Genomic DNA, 18,301 nt, shown 5'->3' on the forward strand with positions numbered 1-18,301 from the left:
GTGCTTTTCTGCCCTTTATCGTTGCCCCACGGATCAGAACGCGCCCGCGGCTTTCAGTTTTTCTGCATTTTCGGCGTTATACCACCAGAAGTCCAACTCGCCCAGAGAATAGGGCGGCAGCTCTGCCGGATGTTCGAACATATCGTAATAGGCGACGGTGTGTTCGGCCTTGAACCACTGCGGCACCCAGAAATACATCGCCCGCAACGCACGATCGAGCGCGTGGACGCGGGGCAGAAGCTCGGCTTTCGTTTGCGCCTCTTCGACCTTGCGGATCAACTGGTCCACCGACCGGTTCGCCAGCCCCATCGCGTTGAACACATCGCCCACGGATTTCGAGCCGAAATACTGCTGCAACCCCGCGCCCGGAATGTAATCCTGGCCAAGATGGCCGGTGATCACATCAAAATCATGGCTGCGGCGCTGGTTTTCATACTGGCTGTCATCCACGCGGGTATGCACCGCATCAACGCCGATCTGGCGCAGGTTCTCGACGAAGGGGTTGATGACGCGGTCAAAAGTCTGGCTGTCGTTCAGAAACTCGATCCGCAGGGTTTCTCCGGCGGCGTTGCGGCGCATCCCGTCGCTGCCGACATTCCAGCCCGCCGCATCCAGCAACTCGCCCGCGCGGCGCAGGTTCTTGCGGTCGAACTGCTTTTCACCCGAAACCGGCGAGACAACCGCATCATCGGTCAGGATACCGTCCGGCAGGTCAGCCGCCAATGGCTGCAAAAGCGCCAGCTCCTCTCCCTCGGGTTTGCCGTTGGCGGCAAGTTCCGAGTTGTCCCAGATCGAGTTCACCCGCGAATAAATCCCGTAGAACAGCGTCGCATTCGACCATTCGAAATTGAACGCCAGCCCCAACGCCTCGCGCACCCGGATGTCTTGCAATTGCGGGCGGCGCAGGTTCAACAAGAACCCCTGCCCCGAAGCGATATTTCCGTCCGGCAGCGTGACCTTTTTCACCTGCCCGTTCTGCACGGCGGGGAAATCATAGCCAGTCGCCCACTGGATCGAGCTGGCCTCGTTGCGGAAGGTATAATCGCCCGCCTTGAACGCCTCGAAGGCCGAGTTGTAATCGCCGAAATATTCGATGCGGATCGCGTCGAAATTGTTGCGTCCCTTGTTGATCGGCAGGTCAGCACCCCAATAATTCGGGTTGCGCACCCATGTGACCGAGCGGTTATCGCGCGCCGAGCCGAACATATACGGCCCCGTGCCGATCAGCGGCGTGTCCGAGGATTTATCAAGGCTGATCCCGTCGCGCGCGAATTGCGCCTTCGAGAAGACCGGAATGCCCCCTGCCGTCTGGATAATGTCGCGGCGCGGATAGTCGGGCTTGAAGGTGAATTTTACGCGGGCGTTGTCCAGCACCTCGGCGCCCGCGACCTGCTGCTCCAGCACGCCCCGAAACGAGGACAGCCCGTGATCGCGGAAGGTCTCGTAGGAAAACACCACGTCTTCTGGCGTCATAGGTGTGCCATCCGAGAAGGTAACGCCCTCGCGCAGCGTAAAGATCACCCAGTCGCGGCTTTCGGGGTATTCGATGGTTTCGCACAGCAGGCAATAAGCCTCGCTTACCGTGTCAGAGGTGCCGGCAAACATGCTTTCATGCGGGGCCGAGGATAGCGCTGCGGCACGACCTTCCAGCGTGTAGGGGTTGAAATTGTCAAATCCGCCTGCGGTCCATTCGGCAATCTCGCCGCCTTTGGGCGCCTCCGGATTGACGTAGTCGAGATGGGTGAAATCAGCCGCATATTTCAGGCTGCCAAGGGTCGCGATGCCATGCGCGGTGACGGTTTCCTCGGCGCGCAAGCCCTGCGCCAGCGCCGCCCACAGCCCGAAGGCCACCAGCGCCCCCCCCGCAACCCTGCCAAACCCCGATTGCGTGACCGCCCGTGCCATGCTGACCATTCGCCCGTCGCCTCCTCATGCGAAACTTCTGGCGACTAGGTAAAGGGGGTTTCCCCCGCGCTTCAAGTTGCTTTCGCGTGAACCAATGCAAAAGGCCGCGCCCCGAGGGACACGGCCTTTCGATTTCTGGCAACACTAAACGCTTACTGCACGGATTGCAGATAGGTGATCAGGTCGTTGCGGTCTTCCGGCTTTTTCAGGCCCGCGAAGGACATCTTGTTGCCGGGGATGAATTCTTTCGGGTTGGCGAGCCAGCCGTCCAGCTCTTCGAGCGTCCACTCGCCGCCATGCGAAACCACCGCATCCGAGTAGCCAAAGCCCGCGACCGAAGCCACCGCGCGCCCGACAACACCGTTCAGGTGCGGGCCGGTGCCGTCAGTGCCGTCGAGCTTGTGGCAGGCCTTGCACTTGCCGAAGACTTTTTCGCCCTTGGCGACATCGCCGGTGCCCAGAACGATCTCGACGACCGCTTCTTCCTCGGCTTCAGCCTCTGCCGCGCCGTCATCCAGCAAATCGCCCGGACGTGCGCTCATCGCGACATGCTCGGCGTCTCCCTCGCCATGCGCATCCTCAGCGATAGTGAACAGCGAGGTCGAAGCCCAGCTGACAAGAAGAAGGAACAGGAACGCGCCCAGAACGCTTCCGGCAACCTTCGTGAAATTCATAGTGTTGAACATGGCTCTTCCCTGAATTTGGCTGTTCAGTTTGGGGCATGTATCCCGTTTGGGACGTTAATATCAAGGGAGATTCTCGGGCCGGTAGCGCTAATTCACTGCAATCGGGGCCATTTATCCCGCCCGATGCGCTCCTCTGGTCACGGTCGCAGCCCCGAAAGCCATGCGATCAGATCGGCGCGGTCGGTGTCTTTTTTCAGGCCGCCGAAGGACATGGCCGTGCCCGGCAGCATCCGGCGGGGCTTGACCAGATAGCTGTCCAGAAGCGCGGGCGTCCATGCGCCATCAAGGCCACGCATCGCATCGGAATAGGGAAAGCCCTCGACCGAGGCCACCTTGCGCCCGACCACCCCGTTCAGCGGTGGCCCCGAGACTGTCTGCCCCGTCACATCATGGCAGGTTGAGCATTTCCGGTCGAATATCTGCGCGCCATTCGCCGCACTGGCCTGCGTCAGATCAAGCGCGGCGGCGGGCGAGGAAAGGGTCATCAGAACAACAGCTATTGTCGCGCGGATCATGCGGTCTCCATATCTCATATTCCAGATATGGAATAATTCGACTGCAACGCAAGCCCCCCATGCCAACCACCCTGCCCGCCATTCGGACTTTTCTCGGCCGGCACGTCCCGATATAGCGAAGGGAACCATGACGCAGGAGGCCCACATGAGCACGCGCAAAATCGAAGGCATCAGCGGACGCATCGCCTTTCAGGGCGAGCCGGGCGCCTATTCGCATCAGGCCTGCCATGACTCGCGCCCCGGCATGGAGGCGATCCCCTGCCGCACCTTCGAAGACACGATCGAGATGGTCCGCAGCGGACAGGCCGATCTGGCGATGCTGCCGGTCGAGAACTCGACCTACGGACGCGTGGCCGACATCCACCACCTGCTGCCGGAATCGGGACTGAAGATCATCGACGAAGCCTTTGTGCGCGTGCATATCAACCTGCTCGCCGTCAAAGGCGCGACGATGGAAGATGTGAAAACCGCAATGAGCCACACTGTCCTTCTGGGGCAGGTGCGCAACTTCTTGCAAAAGCACGCGCTTCACCGCGAAGTGGGCGCGGATACTGCCGGATCGGCCAAGATTGTGGCCGAGATGGGCGACAAATCGGTTGCCGCGCTGGCCTCGGAACTGGCGGGCGAGATTTACGGTCTTGATTGCCTAGCCCGCCATATCGAGGACAAGCAGGACAACACCACGCGCTTCCTGATCATGTCGCCCGAGGCCGATCTGACCCGCCGCGCCGAAAAGATGATGACGACTTTTGTCTTCCGCGTGCGCAACATTCCCGCCGCGCTGTATAAGGCGATGGGCGGCTTTGCCACGAATGGCGTGAACATGACCAAGCTCGAAAGCTATATGGTCAACGGCAGCTTCACCGCGACGCAGTTCTACGCCGACATCGAGGGCCACCCCGACGACGCGAATGTGAAGCTTGCGCTGGACGAGCTAAGCTATTTCACCTCGTATATGGAAATCCTCGGCGTCTATCCGGCGGCAGCCCTGCGCGACGAGCGTTAAACGCGGGCCTGTGCCGCGCGGCGTTCGATCTCGGTGCCGAATGTCGCGACACGGTCGTCAAACTTGCGGTCCAGCGTCTTGCGCCCGATCTTTGCCGACTGGATCATCAGCCGCGCCGCCAGCGTGCGCGGCTTAACCTCCAGTTCGACCTGAAGCCGCGCACGTCCGGGCGCGACGGCCACGACTGTCAGCGTCAGCCGAAGCTCGAAGCTCGACGAAGTGCCCGCAAACTCCAGCGCCGAGGACCGCTCGAAACGGCGCACATCGACAACAACCTGACGCTCTTTCCCGCGCAGCCGGAAGGCGACATCCCACGACATACCCGCCGCAGGAGCCTGTAACGTGTCAAGGCGCGACAGCTTTATCCCGCGGCGCATCGCCGCGCGCTCGAAGCTCGCGAAATCCGCAAGCTGGTCGAAAACAAAATCCTGCGGAGCGGCAATATCCGTGCGGGTCGAAAACTTCATACTGGTCCTTAAAGGCTAATAACGCCCGATCACCGGACCCTGCCGTTAAATTGAGCGATCCGCAAGCCAGCGATGCATCAGCCAGGCTGCAATTGCGCCCTGCCGTGGCGGACGGATCACGCTATCAGCGCCCGCAAATATCTGCATGAGCCGTTCGCGGCTGACCCAGATCGCACCCTCGATCTCGGCGGGATCAATGGTGATCTCGTCGGAGACGGCCTCGGCGCGACAGCCCAGCATCAGCGACGAGGGGAAAGGCCAGGGCTGCGAGGCGCAATAGTCAACCCGCCCGACCCGCACACCGGTCTCCTCGGCCACCTCGCGACGGACAGCGGCTTCCAGCGTCTCACCCGGCTCCATGAAGCCGGCAAGACAGGAATACATTCCTTCGGGCCAGAACGGCGAACGCCCCAGCAAAACCTGATTGCCGCGCGTCACGAGCATGATGACAACCGGATCGGTGCGCGGGAAATGCAGCCCCCCGCAGGACGGACATTTGCGCACCCAGCCCGCCTGCACCACCTCGGACGGCTGCCCGCAACGCGAACAATAGGCATGTGTCCGGTGCCATTCAAAGGTGGCCCGCGCGGTAGCGGCGACCTCGGCCTCAAGCGGCGTCAGCGTCCCCATTCGCGCGCGCAACTCGGCAAAGACCATGCCATCACCCAAGGCCGGATGCACCTGTTCGCTGGTGTCCAGAAAGGCTTTGGTGTCGGGCTGCGCGCCCTCCGGCTCGAAACCGGTCAGTTGCGCCGCGAAAAGTGCCTGCCCGTCCTGCATCCCCAGAAACAGAGGCGCCTCACGCGCATCCGTCAGAACCGGATGCCCCGGCGCGACCCACACAAGGCCACCATCGGGTGTAAATGCGGGGCGCCCCTTCCAGAACAGGCAAAGGCGGGTTTGCGCGGCCTCTTGCAGCGCGGAAAGCGCCTGGGGATCGGTCCGCAGATGCGCAACACGCTCCAGCGCCGCGCCCACAAAGGCCATGTCATATTCCACCGTTTGTCCTCCAGATCCGGCCCCGCCAGCCAAGGGTCGACTGAAATTCAGCTTGTAGCAGAGGCAGCGCGCGCCTCAACCCTGCCCGTTAACTCAACCTTTTCAATATCAATTGGATTGCTCGACAACCTATGGTTGCGAATTGGTAAATTGTCGGATTAATTAAAAGAGAAAATTAAATCTTCGCCCCTAAATGCAATAGAGCCGCTGCAGGAGATAGACAATGAACCCCAAACCTGACCGGCTCGGTTCTGGCGAAACGGCACCCGCGCCTGCGTCGATGCGGCTGCGGGTTCTGGAGACCACGGATCTGCACGGGCACGCGCACGGCTATGACTATTTCAAGGACAGCCCCTGCTCCGCCACCGGTTTCTCGCGCATCGCCACCCTGATCGACGCCGCCCGCCGCGAAACCCCGAATGTGCTGTTGTTTGATAATGGCGACGCCTTTCAGGGCACACCGATGGCGCAGTTCTGGGGGGAAAAGCGCGGCCTCAACCAGCATGAACGCCATCCGATGATCGAGGCGTTCAATTTTGCGCGCTATGATGCGGCCACGCTCGGAAACCACGATTTCGATTATGGCATCGGCTTTCTGCGCAAGGTGATCTCGGGCGCCGGTTTTCCTTTTGTCAGCGCGAATGCGCGGGAACGCCAGAGCGACGGGACAAGCGCCCTGATCGTAAAGCCCTGGACCATTCTTGAACGCGATTTCACCGACACCGATGGCGACACGCACCGGATGCGCATAGGGGTGATCGGCTTTCTGCCGCCCCAGACTGCGCTTTGGGCGCAGGCTCCGACCGAGGGGAAACTTGCCAGCCAGCCATTCGTCGAGGCTGCACGCAGCCATCTGCCCGCCCTTCTGGCGCAAAAACCCGATCTTGTCATCGCGCTGGCCCATACCGGCATTACGCCCCTCACACAGGCCCAACGCAGCGCCCCCGAGCTTGAACAGGCCGCCCTCGCGCTGGCCGAAATCGACGGCATCGACGTGCTGCTGTGCGGCCATACGCACCTGCCTTTCCCCAACGCGGATGACCCGGCCTTCCCCGGCATCGACCCGATCAAGGGCACTCTGAACGGCAAACCCGCCCTGAATGCGGGGCGATGGGGCTCGCATCTGGGGGTGATGGACCTGCGTCTGGATCAGACCCCTGACGGGAAATGGACGCTGGCGGGGTTCGAGTGCGAGCTGCGCCCCATCCGCCAGACCAGCCCCGAGAACGGGCATGTGACCGCGCTGCCCGAAGCCGAGGGCATTCTGGAGGCGCTGGAACCGGCTCATCACGAGACCCTGCGCCACATGCGGCGCCCTCTGGGGCGGTTGACGGCGCGGGTGCACAGCTATTTCTCGCAGATTTCCGTCGATCCAACTCTTATCTTTCTGGCGAACGCGCAACGGCAGTTCGCCGCAAGACGCCTGAAGGGCCAGCCCGAAGAAGGTTTGCCGATCATCTCGGCGGTTTCGCCATTCAAATGCGGCGGACGGGGTGGCGCGGGCTATTATGTCGACATCCCTTCGGGCCAGATCGTGATGGCCAATGTCGATGACATCTATGTCTACACAAACGCGATCACCGCGCTCGAGGTGACGGGCGCCGATCTGGCCGACTGGCTGGAGCGTTCGGCGGGCGCGTTCAACACGCTGTCACCCGGGCAACCGGACCGCCCGCTGCTCGACCCCGAGTTCCCCAGCTATAACTTCGATGTGCTGGACGGGCTGACCTATGCTTTCGACCTGCGCGAGCCACGACGCTATGCGCCGGACGGAACGCTGGAAAACTGCCACGCCTCACGGCTGCGCGCGCTGTGCTACAACGGTTCGCCCGTAAAACCCGGCCAACGGTTCATCCTTGTCACCAATTCCTACCGCAGCTCTGGTGCGGGCGGGTTCGTGTCCGGCGAGATGCGCCCGGTTTCACTCGGCCCGCCCGCACTGGCGCGCGAGGTGTTGATCGGGCTGGTCGGTCGACGCCCCGTTGTTACCCCTGAAATCAAGCCGATCTGGCGTTTCACGCCGATGCCCCGATGCAGCGCGGTTTTCGAGACCTCCCCCAAGGCGCAGCACTGCCTGAATGAAATCGCGAACCTGCTGCCCGAACCTTTGGGGCGGACCACCGAGGGTTTCTTGCGTCTGTGCCTTGATTTCAGCCAGAATCCGGCGGACGAGCCACAGCTCCGGCCTGCGGAACACGGGGCCGAGAGCGCCTCGTCGGAGCTTGGCTGAACAGTTTTGCCCCCACCCGAAGGAGAACCTTGCGAATCCGGTTCCCCTTCCCTATATCAGCCCCCGAGAGGTTGGCGCGGGCGAGCGCCTCGCCAACCCGGTCAGGTCCGGAAGGAAGCAGCCGCAACGAGCCCCGCTTGGGTCGATGTCCAGCCTCTCACCTTTTCCCCGGATCGGTTTGACTTGCCCGCCCCGCCGACTAGACTGCGGCGGAAGTTTCAGGAGCCACCCGCATGTCCGATCTGCCCGCCGAACCCTCTGCCACTGGCGCTGCCTATCAGGTTCTGGCCCGCAAATACCGCCCCGCGACCTTCGCCGACCTGATCGGGCAGCAGGCGATGGTGCGCACTCTGAAGAACTCCTTTGCCGCCGACCGGATTGCGCAGGCGTTCATCATGACGGGGATTCGTGGCATCGGCAAAACCACCACCGCGCGGATCATCGCCAAGGGGCTGAACTGCGTCGGCCCCGATGGCGCGGGCGGCCCCACGACCGAGCCTTGCCTTGAATGCGAGCATTGCAAAGCCATCGCGGAAGGCCGCCATGTCGACGTGATGGAGATGGACGCCGCCTCGCGCACAGGTGTGGGCGACATCCGCGAAATCATCGAAAGCGTGCACTACCGCGCAGCCTCGGCCCGCTACAAAGTCTATATCATCGACGAAGTTCACATGCTCTCGACCAGCGCCTTCAACGCGCTGCTCAAGACGCTGGAAGAACCGCCTGCGCATGTGAAATTCATCTTCGCGACCACCGAAATTCGCAAGGTTCCGGTGACGGTTCTGTCGCGCTGCCAGCGTTTCGACCTGCGCCGGATCGAACCCGAGGTGATGATCGACCACCTCTCGCGCATCGCGGGGCTGGAGAACGCGCAGATCGCAACGGATGCGCTGGCGCTGATTACGCGCGCCGCCGAAGGCTCGGTCCGCGATGCGTTGTCGCTCTTGGATCAGGCGATTGCGCATGGCGCGGGCGAAACCACCGCCGATCAGGTGCGCGCGATGCTGGGTCTGGCTGACCGCGCGCGGGTGCTGGACCTGTTTGACATGATCTTGCAAGGCCATGCGGCGGATGCGCTCTCGGAACTGGCCAGCCAATATGCCGATGGCGCTGACCCGATGGCGGTCTTGCGCGATCTGGCCGAGATCACGCATTGGATTTCGGTCATCAAGATCACTCCTGAGGCCGCCGAAGACCCGACCGTGCCACCCGAAGAGCGCGCACGCGGTCAGGCCATGGCCGAGAAAATTCCGATGCGGGTGCTGACGCGGCTTTGGCAGATGTTGCTGAAAGCGCTGGAAGAGGTCGCCAGCGCCCCGAACGCCATGATGGCTGCCGAAATGGCGCTGATCCGCCTGACCCATGTTGCCGACCTGCCGACGCCGGAACAGCTTTTGGCCAAGGTGCAAAAAGGCCCGGCGCCCACCGGACCCGAGGGTGGCCCTGCGGGCGGCGCGCCCTCTGGTGGCGGCGGCGGCTCTGCCGGTCGCGGGCCGATGATGGGCGGCGGCGGTCCCGTGCACGGGATCGTCACGATGCGCAGCCACGCGCCCGCCCGCGCCCAAGGGGGTGCCGCGGCGGTCGCGATTGCCAACCAGACCGAGCATCAGCTTGCCCGTTTCGCAACCTTCGACGCGGTGGTCGAACTGATCCAGCGGATGCGTGACATGACGCTTCTGGTCGAGGTCGAGACCTATCTGCGCCTTGCCCATTACGCACCGGGCCGGATCGAGTTTCAACCGACCGAGGACGCGCCGCGTGATCTGGCCGCGCGGCTTGGCCAGCGCCTTCAGGGCTGGACCGGCGCGCGGTGGGGCGTTTCCGTTGTCTTTGAGGGCGGCGGCGAGACCATCGCCGAGATGCGCAACGCAGACCGGCGCGCGCAAGAGACCGAGGCGATGGATAACCCACTGATAAAAGCTGTCTTCGACGCCTTCCCTGCCGCAAAATTCGAGGATATTACCACGCCCGAAGCCCTTGCGCTCGAACTCGATGCAGAGATGCTGCACGAGGTCGAAGACGAATGGGACCCCTTCGAGGATAGCTGAGGAGAGCAATATGTTCAAAGGTTTGGGCCAGCTTGGCGATATGGCCAAGATGATGAAAGCCGCCAAGGAAATGCAGACCCGCATGGCGGAACTGCAGGAAAACCTGACCAAGATCGCGGTTACGGGTGAGGCAGGCGCAGGCCTTGTGACCGCCACCGCCACCGCCAAGGGCGAGCTGACGGGTCTGTCGATTGATCCCTCGATCCTGCAAGCCTCGGAAAAAGAGGTGGTCGAAGACCTGATCCTTGCCGCGATCAAGGATACGCAGGCCAAGGCCAAGGCGCGCGAAGTGCAGGAACAGCAGAACCTGCTGCGCGAGTTGGGCCTGCCAGAAAACATGGACCTTCCGGTCTAAACGATGAGCCGCGCGAGCGACGAGATCGAAGCCCTGATCGCGCTTCTGGCGCGGCTGCCGGGGCTTGGGCCGCGCTCGGCGCGCCGTGCGGTGCTGCATCTGATCCGCAAGCGGGGGCAGTTGATGGCGCCGCTTGCGCAAACCATGGCCCATGTTGCCGAAACGGTGCGCGAATGTGCGACCTGCGGCAATATCGCGACGGGGCATATCTGCGACATCTGCGAAAATCTGGCCCGCGCCACGGGCGAATTATGCGTGGTCGAGGATGTCGCGGACCTCTGGGCGATGGAGCGCGGGCAGGCCTTCAAAGGCCGCTACCATGTGCTTGGCGGCACGCTTTCGGCGCTGGACGCCGTCGGCCCCGATGAGCTTGGCATCCCGAAGCTGCTGGCGCGGGTGCGCGACGAGGGCGTGCGCGAGGTGATCCTTGCGCTGAACGCCACCATCGAGGGCCAGACGACCGCGCATTACATCGCCGACGCGCTAGAGGGCGCAGGGATCAGCATCACCAGCCTAGCCCAGGGCGTGCCGATCGGAGGCGAGCTGGATTACCTTGACGACGGCACGATCCAGGCCGCCCTGCGCGCGCGCAAAAGCTTTTGACCCGCGCAAACGGCTAATCCGCGCGGGCGAGCATTGATCCCCCACCCGCGGCCCGCTATCAGGGGATGAACTCACCGTTTCGCTTTCAGGTTGCCCATGAACCGCCTATATCACGTCGCCCTCTCCCCCTATTGCCGCAAGGTGCGCCTGACGCTGGCGGAAAAGAAGATCGAGGTCGAACTGGTCGAAGAGCGTTACTGGGAGCAAAACCCCGAGTTTCTGCGCCGCAATCCGGCCGGTCGCGTGCCGATCCTGAAAATCGACGGCAAGACGCTCGCGGAAAGTCAGGCGATTTGCGAGTATCTGGACGAAACCCACCCAGAGCCGCAACTGATCCCGCGCAAACCCGACGCGCGCTTTGAGGTGCGGCGCCTTTGCGCGTGGTTCGACGATAAATTCAACGCCGAAGTAACCCGCAAGATCATGGGCGAACGCGTCTGGAAAAAGATCCAGCGCAAGGGCTATCCGGATTCGAAAACCGTGAAAGAGGGGCTGAGCGCGATCAAGTTCCATCTTGATTACATGGGCTGGCTGCTGGAGCAGCGGCGCTGGCTGGCGGGCGATGTGATGACGCTGGCCGATTTTACGGCCGCCGCGCATCTGTCGTGTCTGGATTATGTTTCAGACGTGGACTGGAACCGTTCAGAGACCGTGCGCGACTGGTATGCGAAGATCAAATCGCGCCCCGCGTTCCGCTCGCTTCTGGCCGATCAGGTGCCGGGCCTGCCGCCCGCGCCGCAATATACCGAGCTGGATTTCTGATCGCGGGCGGCACCCCGCCCCTAGCCGCCGAAAGGGCCGCCCGTTGGACACGCTCAAAAACCGGCTGATCGCGAAAGCCCTTGAGGAAGGGTTCTCGAAAGCGCGGATCACGCGGCCAGATGCGGTGCCTGAAACCGCCGCGCGGCTGGAGGCATTCGTCGCCGATGGCCTGCACGGGCAGATGGGCTGGATGGCCGAGCGGATGGGATGGCGCGGCAACCCCGCCGAGCTTTGGCCCGAGGCGCGTTCGGTCCTCATGCTGGCCGAAAGCTATACACCCGCGACCGACCCGACCGGCGTTCTGGCCCACCCCGAGCGCGCCGCTGTTTCGGTTTACGCACGCGGCAAGGATTACCACGACCTTGTGAAAAAGCGCCTCAAACGTGTCGGGCGCTGGTTGCTCGATCAGGCGCCGGGGGCCGAAATCAAGGTCTTTGTCGATACCGCACCCGTGATGGAAAAGCCGCTCGCGCAAGCCGCAGGGCTTGGCTGGCAGGGCAAGCACACCAACCTTCTGGCGCGCGATCTGGGCAACTGGTTCTTTCTCGGCGCAATTTTCACCACCGTCGAATTGCCCGCCGATGCGCCCGAGATCAGCCATTGCGGCAGTTGCTCATCGTGCCTTGATGCCTGCCCGACAGATGCCTTTCTGGCGCCCTATCGCCTCGACCCGCGCCGCTGCATTTCCTACCTGACGATTGAACACAACGGCCCGATCGAGCCCGAGTTGCGCGCGCGGATGGGCAACCGGATTTACGGCTGCGACGATTGTCTGGCCGCCTGCCCGTGGAACAAGTTTGCGCAAACCGCCCGCGAGATGCGCTATTCGGACGCGGTGGGTGAGCCGCTTCTGGCCGAGCTTGCGGTGCTGGATGACGCCGGCTTTCGGGCGCTGTTTTCCGGCTCTCCGATCAAGCGGATCGGGATCAACCGCTTTTTGCGTAACATCCTCTATGCCATCGGAAATTCCGGTGATGCAGGGCTTATTCCCGCCGCGCAAACCCATCTTGAAGCCGAAGACGAGACCGTCCGCGACGCCGCCCGTTGGGCGCTTGCGCGCCTGAACGAGGCCACCCCATGAGCCGCGCGCCGCTATCAGGAACCGCCATTGGGATCTGGTTGAAACTCGGCTCGGTCGCTTGTTTCATCGCGATGTCCGCGCTCCTGAAAATAGCGGCTGACGAGGTGCCCTCGGGCGAGATGGTCTTTTTCCGGTCTTTCTTTGCTATCCCGATCACGGTCGTCTGGCTTTTGGCGCGCGGCGATCTGTCAACCGGCCTGCGCGTCGCCAGCCCGATGGGCCATATCTGGCGCGGCATCATCGGCACCTCTGCGATGGGGCTGATGTTCACCGGCATCGGGCTTTTGCCCCTGCCCGAGGTGACAGCCATCGGTTATGCCGCCCCCATCCTCGTCGTCGTCTTCGCAGCGATGTTTCTGGGCGAAGAGGTTCGCGCCTTCCGCTTGAGCGCGGTCGCGCTCGGGATGATCGGGGTGCTGATTATCCTCAGCCCGCGCCTGTCGGGCATCGGCGACCATCGCGCGGCCCTTGGGGCGGTTGTAACGCTTATGGGCGCTGTTTTTGCGGCGCTGGCGCAGATCTTCATCCGCAAGCTGACGAAAACCGAAACCACATCGGCCATCGTCTTCTGGTTTTCCTGCACGGCGGCGGCACTGTCGCTGGTGACGCTGCCGTTTGGCTGGGTGATCCCCTCGCCCGCCACCGCCGCTTTGCTGGTTCTGGCGGGGCTGATCGGCGGTGTCGCGCAGATTTTCCTGACCTCGGCCTATCGCGCCGCCGATGCCTCGATCGTGGCGCCGTTCGAATATGCCTCGATGCTGATGGCGCTTGGGGTGGGCTATGTCGCCTTTGACGAAGTGCCGACCCTGCCGATGCTGGGCGGGGCGGGGATCGTAATCCTGGCGGGCGCGATGATTATCTGGCGCGAGCGCCAGCTTGGGCTGGAGCGCGCCAAGGCCCGCAAGGCGATCAGCCCATCGGGGTAAGCGGCACACGTTTTGCAGGAATCGCGAAATCCGGCTATACTCGCGCTCTGGCAAAACAGGAGGAGCTGCCATGCAACGCAAGTCGCAGGACAATTTCGCACCGAAAGCCGAGGATATGCGGATGAAGGCTTATCTGGAGCTTGATCGCCGCGCTGGCCTGCATCCGGCGGTCAAGGCGCTGGTCTCGCGCCCCGAGGGCCGCACGCACGAAAACACCCGCGCCCGCGCCTATGCCCGTATCGAACGGGGCCAGACGGCCTAATGACAAAAGGCGCCCCGCGGGGCGCCTTTCGCATCAGATCCTGTCGCCTCAGGCGCGGACCAGCTTTTCGTAGCTGTCCGAGATGTCCCGCGTCAGCGCGCCCACTTCAAAGTGGAAGTCACCGATCTGGCCAACAGGGGTCACTTCGGCGGCGGTGCCGGTCAGCCAGCACTGCTCGAAGCCTGCAAGCTCCATCGGGTTGATCCGGCGCTCGTGCACGGTGATGCCCTTTTCCTTCAGCATCCCGATCACGGTCTGGCGCGTAATGCCGTTCAGGAAGCAATCCGCCAGCGGCGTATGCACTTCGCCGTCCTTGACGAAGAACACGTTGGCGCCCGTCGCCTCGGCCACATAGCCGCGATAGTCGAGCATGAGGCTGTCCGAGCAGCCCTTCGCCTCGGCGGCGTGTTTGGACATGGTGCAGATCATGTACAGACCGGCAGCCTTCGCCTCGCACGGGATCGTCGCCGGATCGGGGCGGCGCCATTTCGAGATGTCAAGCTTGGCGCCCTTCATCTTGGCGTCGCCGTAGTAGTTGCCCCACTCCCATCCTGCGATGGCCAGACGCACGGGGTTCCGACGCGCCGAGACGCCCATATCCTCACCCGCGCCGCGCCATGCCACCGCACGCACATAGGCGTCGGTCCAGCCGTTCGCCTCGAGCATCGCGTATTTCGCGGCTTCGATTTCCTCCAGCGAATAGGGAATGTCGAAATCCAGAAGGTTCGCGGATTTCTTCAGGCGCACGTTATGTTCGTGCGATTTGAAGATCTTGCCGTTGTAGCAGCGCTCTCCCTCGAACACGCTCGAGGCGTAATGCAGGGCATGGGTCAGGATATGGACCTTGGCGTCCCGCCATTCGACGAGCTTGCCATCCATCCAGATTTTGCCATCGCGATCGTCATATGCACCGGCCATGAGTTCCTCCTTGGAGCATCCGGATTTTCAAAAATTGCGCCAAATCGGTCCGCTTCGGACACAATGTTGCGCGAAATCTGGAATTCGGTAACAATTGATTCTTGGAAAGTCAACAAGACTGACGTAAAATCGCTAAAAAGCGAATGAGGTAGGATATGGTCGACACGACAGCCGCCGGAGGGGAGACCCTTCTGTTCCTGACCGACGAGCAGCTGCGCAAAGGCATCGAGGCGATGTTCTTTGCCTATCGCGGCTTTACCGCCGATCCCGACCGCATCCTCGAAAAGCACGGCTACGGGCGGGCGCATCACCGCGCGATCCACTTTATCAACCGCCAGCCGGGGCTGACGGTGACCACTCTACTCGATGTTCTGGGCGTTACCAAGCAATCACTGAACCGCGTGCTGCGGACCCTGATCGAAGACGGCCTGGTCGAAAGCCGCATCGGCCAAAAGGACAAGCGCGAACGGCGCCTGCATCTGACCGAGGTTGGCGCCACGCTGGAGCGCGAACTCTCCGAGGCGCAACGCGGCCGGATGCGTGCCGCCTATCGCGCCGCGGGTCCGCAGGCGGTGGCGGGGTTCCGGCAGGTGCTTGAAGCGATGATGGACCGCGAACAGCTGCGCCTTTACCAGAATATGAAGGACGGTGCCTGATGGGCGGGCACGACACGCACGCCCCGCACCTTCTGATCGTCGATGACGATGAACGCATTCGCGGGTTGCTGCAAAAGTTCTTGATGCGTAACGGTTTTCTGGTGACAGCCGCGCGCGATGCCGCCCATGCGCGGCGGCTGCTGGCAGGGCTGGAATTCAACATGCTGGTGCTCGACGTGATGATGCCGGGCGAAGACGGGCTAAGCCTGACGCGCGATCTGCGCCGGACGCTGAGCACCCCCATTCTGCTTTTGACCGCGCGCGGCGAGACCCGCGACCGGATCGAAGGGCTGGAGGCTGGCGCCGACGACTACCTGCCCAAACCCTTTGAGCCGAAAGAGCTGCTCTTGCGGATAAACGCGATCCTGCGCCGCGTGCCGCATGAAACCCCGACGGGGCCGAAATTCCTGCATCTTGGTGCGCTGCGCTATGACCAGAACCGGGGCGAGATGTTCGCGGGCGAAGACCCCGTGCGCCTGACCGCGACCGAAGCCGCTTTGATGCGGATTTTCGCCGCCCGCGCGGGCGAGGTGATCGGGCGCGCCGAGCTGATCGACGAGTTGGGGCGCGACCGCACCGGCCCCGAGGACAGTGCCGGAGACCGCGCCATCGACGTGCAGATCACCCGCCTGCGCCGCAAGATCGAGCCCGACCCGCGCGAGCCGCGCTACCTGCAAACCGTGCGCGGCATGGGTTATATGCTCGCCCCTGACTGAGTCGGGTCGCAGGCCGCAACCTCTTTCGAACCCCTGACAAAATGGCGGTCACACCCTGCCAGAACGGCGTTAGCGCCTGTCAAATGTGGCGTTTCGGCAAAATCCGATAAAATAAATCCAAGATGCGTCAAAAGGGCCAAGCCCAAAGGCCATTGATTGCTGGACTGACGCAAGCGTGATTGCTAAAGAGCGGCCATGTTCGGCAGCACTTTGGTGCGGCCCGAAACGTGCTATCGGCCTTAACCAGGCTAGGGAAGGGAGAATACACGTGTCCCACGCAGAAGATAACGCAGGCACCCGGAGGGATTTCCTCTACTTCGCCACCGCCGGAACCGGCGCGGTGGTCACCGGTGCGGCCGTCTGGCCGCTGGTGAACCAGATGAACGCATCCGCCGACGTCAAGGCGATGTCGTCGATCTACGTCGACATCTCGGGCGTCGAAACCGGCACCCAGCTGACCGTCAAATGGCGCGGCAAGCCGGTGTTCATCCGCCGCCGCTCGGAAGAAGAGATCACCGAGGCCCGCGCAGTCGACATCAGCACGCTGATCGACCAGTCGGCCGAGAACGCGAACAAGCCGGGCGCTGACGCGTCGGACGCGAACCGCGCACTGGACGAAGCTGGCGAATGGCTGGTGATGATCGGTGTTTGCACCCACCTCGGCTGCGTGCCGATCGGCAATATGTCGGGTGACTTCGGCGGCTGGTTCTGCCCCTGCCACGGTTCGCACTACGACTCGGCCGGCCGTATCCGCAAGGGGCCCGCGCCGCGCAACCTCGACATTCCGGTGGCCCAGTTCACCGATGACACCACCATTCTGCTGGGCTGAGGAGGAACTCTATGTCTGGTATTCCGCACGACCATTACGAGCCCAAAACGGGCGCAGAAAAGTGGCTGCACGAGCGCCTTCCGATCGTCGGCCTCGTCTATGACACCATCATGATCCCCACCCCCAAGAACCTGAACTGGTGGTGGATCTGGGGTATCGTCCTGGCTTTCTGCCTTGTGCTGCAAATCGTCACCGGCATCGTTCTGGTGATGCACTACACCCCGCACGTCGATCTGGCCTTTGCGTCGGTCGAACACATCATGCGTGACGTGAACGGCGGCTATATGCTGCGCTACATGCACGCAAACGGCGCTTCGCTGTTCTTCTTTGCCGTCTACATCCACATCTTCCGCGGCCTCTACTACGGATCGTATAAAGCGCCGCGCGAAGTCACCTGGATCATCGGCATGGTGATCTACCTTGCGATGATGGGCACCGCCTTTATGGGCTATGTGCTTCCGTGGGGTCAGATGTCCTTCTGGGGCGCAACCGTTATCACCGGCCTCTTCGGCGCGATCCCGGGCATCGGCCCGGATATTCAGGCATGGCTCCTTGGCGGGCCGGCAGTGGATAACGCCACGCTGAACCGCTTCTTCTCGTTGCACTACCTGCTGCCCTTCGTGATTGCCGCGCTTGTCGGCCTGCACATCTGGGCGTTCCACACCACGGGCAACAACAACCCGACCGGTGTTGACGTGCGTCGCGGCTCCAAAGCCGAAGCCGAGAAAGACACCCTGCCCTTCTGGCCCTATTTCGTGATCAAGGACCTCTTCGCCCTCGTTCTCGTGCTGGCCATCTTCTTTGCTGTTGTTGGCTTCATGCCGAACTACCTCGGCCACCCCGACAACTACATCGAGGCAAACCCGCTGGCGACGCCCGCACACATCGTTCCCGAATGGTACTTCCTGCCGTTCTACGCGATCCTGCGTGCCTTCACCGCTGACGTCTGGGCCGTGATCCTTGTGAACAAGCTGACCTTCGGCATCGTCGACGCCAAGTTCTTCGGCGTGATCGCGATGTTCGGCGCAATCATCGCGATGGCGCTGGCTCCGTGGCTCGACACCTCCAAAGTCCGCTCGGGCCAATTCCGCCCGATGTTCAAATGGTGGTTCTGGCTTCTGGCCATCGACTTTGTCGTGCTGATGTGGGTGGGCGCGATGCCGACCGACGGGATCTATCCCTACATCTCGCTGATCGGTGCAACCTACTGGTTCGCCTACTTCTTCGTGCTCCTCCCACTTCTGGGCGTGATCGAGAAACCGCTGCCGATGCCGGCAACGATCGAAGAAGACTTCAACAACCATTACGGCACCAAAGCCGAGTAAGGAACAGGACCG

19 protein-coding genes and 1 other RNA gene are annotated in these 18,301 nt (G+C 62.5%); 14 read left to right on the forward strand and 6 right to left on the reverse strand.

All coding sequences use genetic code 11. From position 1 onward, the window contains the following. Positions 1-33 precede the first annotated feature (33 nt). The 3 genes from RYZ20_RS05375 to RYZ20_RS05385 form a co-directional block, all read right to left on the reverse strand. Entirely contained in the window at positions 34-1,905 is a 1,872-nt protein-coding gene (locus RYZ20_RS05375) for an extracellular solute-binding protein (protein WP_317671082.1), read from the reverse strand. Between the two features lie 152 nt (positions 1,906-2,057). After that, complete coding sequence (locus RYZ20_RS05380) at positions 2,058-2,591, reverse strand: c-type cytochrome (protein WP_317671084.1); 534 nt, start codon at positions 2,589-2,591, stop codon at positions 2,058-2,060. A gap of 137 nt (positions 2,592-2,728) precedes the next feature. Then, positions 2,729-3,106, reverse strand: a complete 378-nt coding sequence (locus RYZ20_RS05385) for a c-type cytochrome (RefSeq protein WP_317671086.1) — start codon at positions 3,104-3,106, stop codon at positions 2,729-2,731. Positions 3,107-3,275: 169 nt separating this feature from the next. On the opposite strand from RYZ20_RS05385, the gene RYZ20_RS05390 reads away from it, so the two are divergent. Next, complete coding sequence (locus RYZ20_RS05390) at positions 3,276-4,112, forward strand: prephenate dehydratase (RefSeq protein ID WP_317671352.1); 837 nt, start codon at positions 3,276-3,278, stop codon at positions 4,110-4,112. Here RYZ20_RS05390 and RYZ20_RS05395 read toward each other — a convergent pair. Together RYZ20_RS05395 and nudC are read right to left on the reverse strand one after the other, a co-directional pair. Next, complete coding sequence (locus tag RYZ20_RS05395; protein ID WP_317671088.1) at positions 4,109-4,579, reverse strand: SRPBCC family protein; 471 nt, start codon at positions 4,577-4,579, stop codon at positions 4,109-4,111. The two genes, RYZ20_RS05390 and RYZ20_RS05395, sit on opposite strands and share 4 nt — an antisense overlap. A gap of 45 nt (positions 4,580-4,624) precedes the next feature. Next, entirely contained in the window at positions 4,625-5,578 is a 954-nt protein-coding gene (gene nudC, locus RYZ20_RS05400) for an NAD(+) diphosphatase (protein WP_317671090.1), read from the reverse strand. A 223-nt stretch (positions 5,579-5,801) separates the two neighbouring features. On the opposite strand from nudC, the gene RYZ20_RS05405 reads away from it, so the two are divergent. The 9 genes from RYZ20_RS05405 to RYZ20_RS05445 all read left to right on the forward strand — a co-directional run bounded on the left by RYZ20_RS05405 (position 5,802) and on the right by RYZ20_RS05445 (position 13,845). Next, on the forward strand, positions 5,802-7,808 hold the full coding sequence (locus RYZ20_RS05405) for a bifunctional 2',3'-cyclic-nucleotide 2'-phosphodiesterase/3'-nucleotidase (RefSeq protein WP_317671092.1): 2,007 nt from the start codon (positions 5,802-5,804) through the stop codon (positions 7,806-7,808). Between the two features lie 64 nt (positions 7,809-7,872). After that, positions 7,873-7,971, forward strand: an RNA gene (ffs, locus tag RYZ20_RS05410) — signal recognition particle sRNA small type. Between the two features lie 70 nt (positions 7,972-8,041). Continuing rightward, entirely contained in the window at positions 8,042-9,856 is a 1,815-nt protein-coding gene (locus RYZ20_RS05415; RefSeq protein ID WP_317671094.1) for a DNA polymerase III subunit gamma/tau, read from the forward strand. Positions 9,857-9,866: 10 nt separating this feature from the next. Beyond that, a complete protein-coding gene (locus RYZ20_RS05420) occupies positions 9,867-10,211 on the forward strand; it encodes a YbaB/EbfC family nucleoid-associated protein (protein ID WP_317671096.1) in 345 nt (114 codons plus the stop codon). 3 nt (positions 10,212-10,214) lie between these two features. After that, positions 10,215-10,814: a recombination mediator RecR gene (recR, locus tag RYZ20_RS05425; RefSeq protein ID WP_317671098.1), complete on the forward strand. Its 600-nt coding sequence runs from the start codon at positions 10,215-10,217 to the stop codon at positions 10,812-10,814. 96 nt (positions 10,815-10,910) lie between these two features. Then, entirely contained in the window at positions 10,911-11,576 is a 666-nt protein-coding gene (gene fzlA, locus RYZ20_RS05430) for an FtsZ-binding protein FzlA (RefSeq protein ID WP_317671100.1), read from the forward strand. A 43-nt stretch (positions 11,577-11,619) separates the two neighbouring features. Then, the gene (gene queG / locus RYZ20_RS05435) at positions 11,620-12,657 is read left to right on the forward strand and encodes a tRNA epoxyqueuosine(34) reductase QueG (RefSeq protein WP_317671102.1); all 1,038 of its coding nucleotides are present in this window, start codon (positions 11,620-11,622) and stop codon (positions 12,655-12,657) included. Further along, positions 12,654-13,583, forward strand: a complete 930-nt coding sequence (locus RYZ20_RS05440; protein ID WP_317671104.1) for a DMT family transporter — start codon at positions 12,654-12,656, stop codon at positions 13,581-13,583. Before queG ends, RYZ20_RS05440 begins: the two co-directional genes overlap by 4 nt. A 70-nt stretch (positions 13,584-13,653) precedes the next feature. Beyond that, positions 13,654-13,845 carry a hypothetical protein gene (locus RYZ20_RS05445; RefSeq protein WP_317671106.1) on the forward strand — a complete coding sequence of 64 codons (192 nt, stop codon included), beginning with the start codon at positions 13,654-13,656 and terminating at the stop codon, positions 13,843-13,845. Positions 13,846-13,893: 48 nt separating this feature from the next. On the opposite strand, the gene RYZ20_RS05450 is transcribed toward RYZ20_RS05445, so the two are convergent. Continuing rightward, positions 13,894-14,763: a branched-chain amino acid aminotransferase gene (locus RYZ20_RS05450; protein ID WP_317671108.1), complete on the reverse strand. Its 870-nt coding sequence runs from the start codon at positions 14,761-14,763 to the stop codon at positions 13,894-13,896. 155 nt (positions 14,764-14,918) lie between these two features. Between RYZ20_RS05450 and RYZ20_RS05455 the strand changes: the two genes are divergently transcribed. From RYZ20_RS05455 to petB, 4 genes are all read left to right on the forward strand, one after another. Further along, entirely contained in the window at positions 14,919-15,419 is a 501-nt protein-coding gene (locus tag RYZ20_RS05455; RefSeq protein ID WP_317671110.1) for a MarR family winged helix-turn-helix transcriptional regulator, read from the forward strand. Then, the gene (locus RYZ20_RS05460) at positions 15,419-16,135 is read left to right on the forward strand and encodes a response regulator (RefSeq protein WP_317671112.1); all 717 of its coding nucleotides are present in this window, start codon (positions 15,419-15,421) and stop codon (positions 16,133-16,135) included. Before RYZ20_RS05455 ends, RYZ20_RS05460 begins: the two co-directional genes overlap by 1 nt. Before the next feature lie 268 nt (positions 16,136-16,403). Next, complete coding sequence (gene petA, locus RYZ20_RS05465) at positions 16,404-16,964, forward strand: ubiquinol-cytochrome c reductase iron-sulfur subunit (RefSeq protein WP_317671114.1); 561 nt, start codon at positions 16,404-16,406, stop codon at positions 16,962-16,964. Between the two features lie 11 nt (positions 16,965-16,975). Then, the gene (gene petB, locus RYZ20_RS05470) at positions 16,976-18,289 is read left to right on the forward strand and encodes a cytochrome b (protein ID WP_317671116.1); all 1,314 of its coding nucleotides are present in this window, start codon (positions 16,976-16,978) and stop codon (positions 18,287-18,289) included. The last annotated feature ends 12 nt before the right edge of the window (positions 18,290-18,301 follow it).

Source organism: Pseudothioclava alba (genome assembly GCF_033100795.1).
Lineage (GTDB): Bacteria > Pseudomonadota > Alphaproteobacteria > Rhodobacterales > Rhodobacteraceae > Pseudothioclava.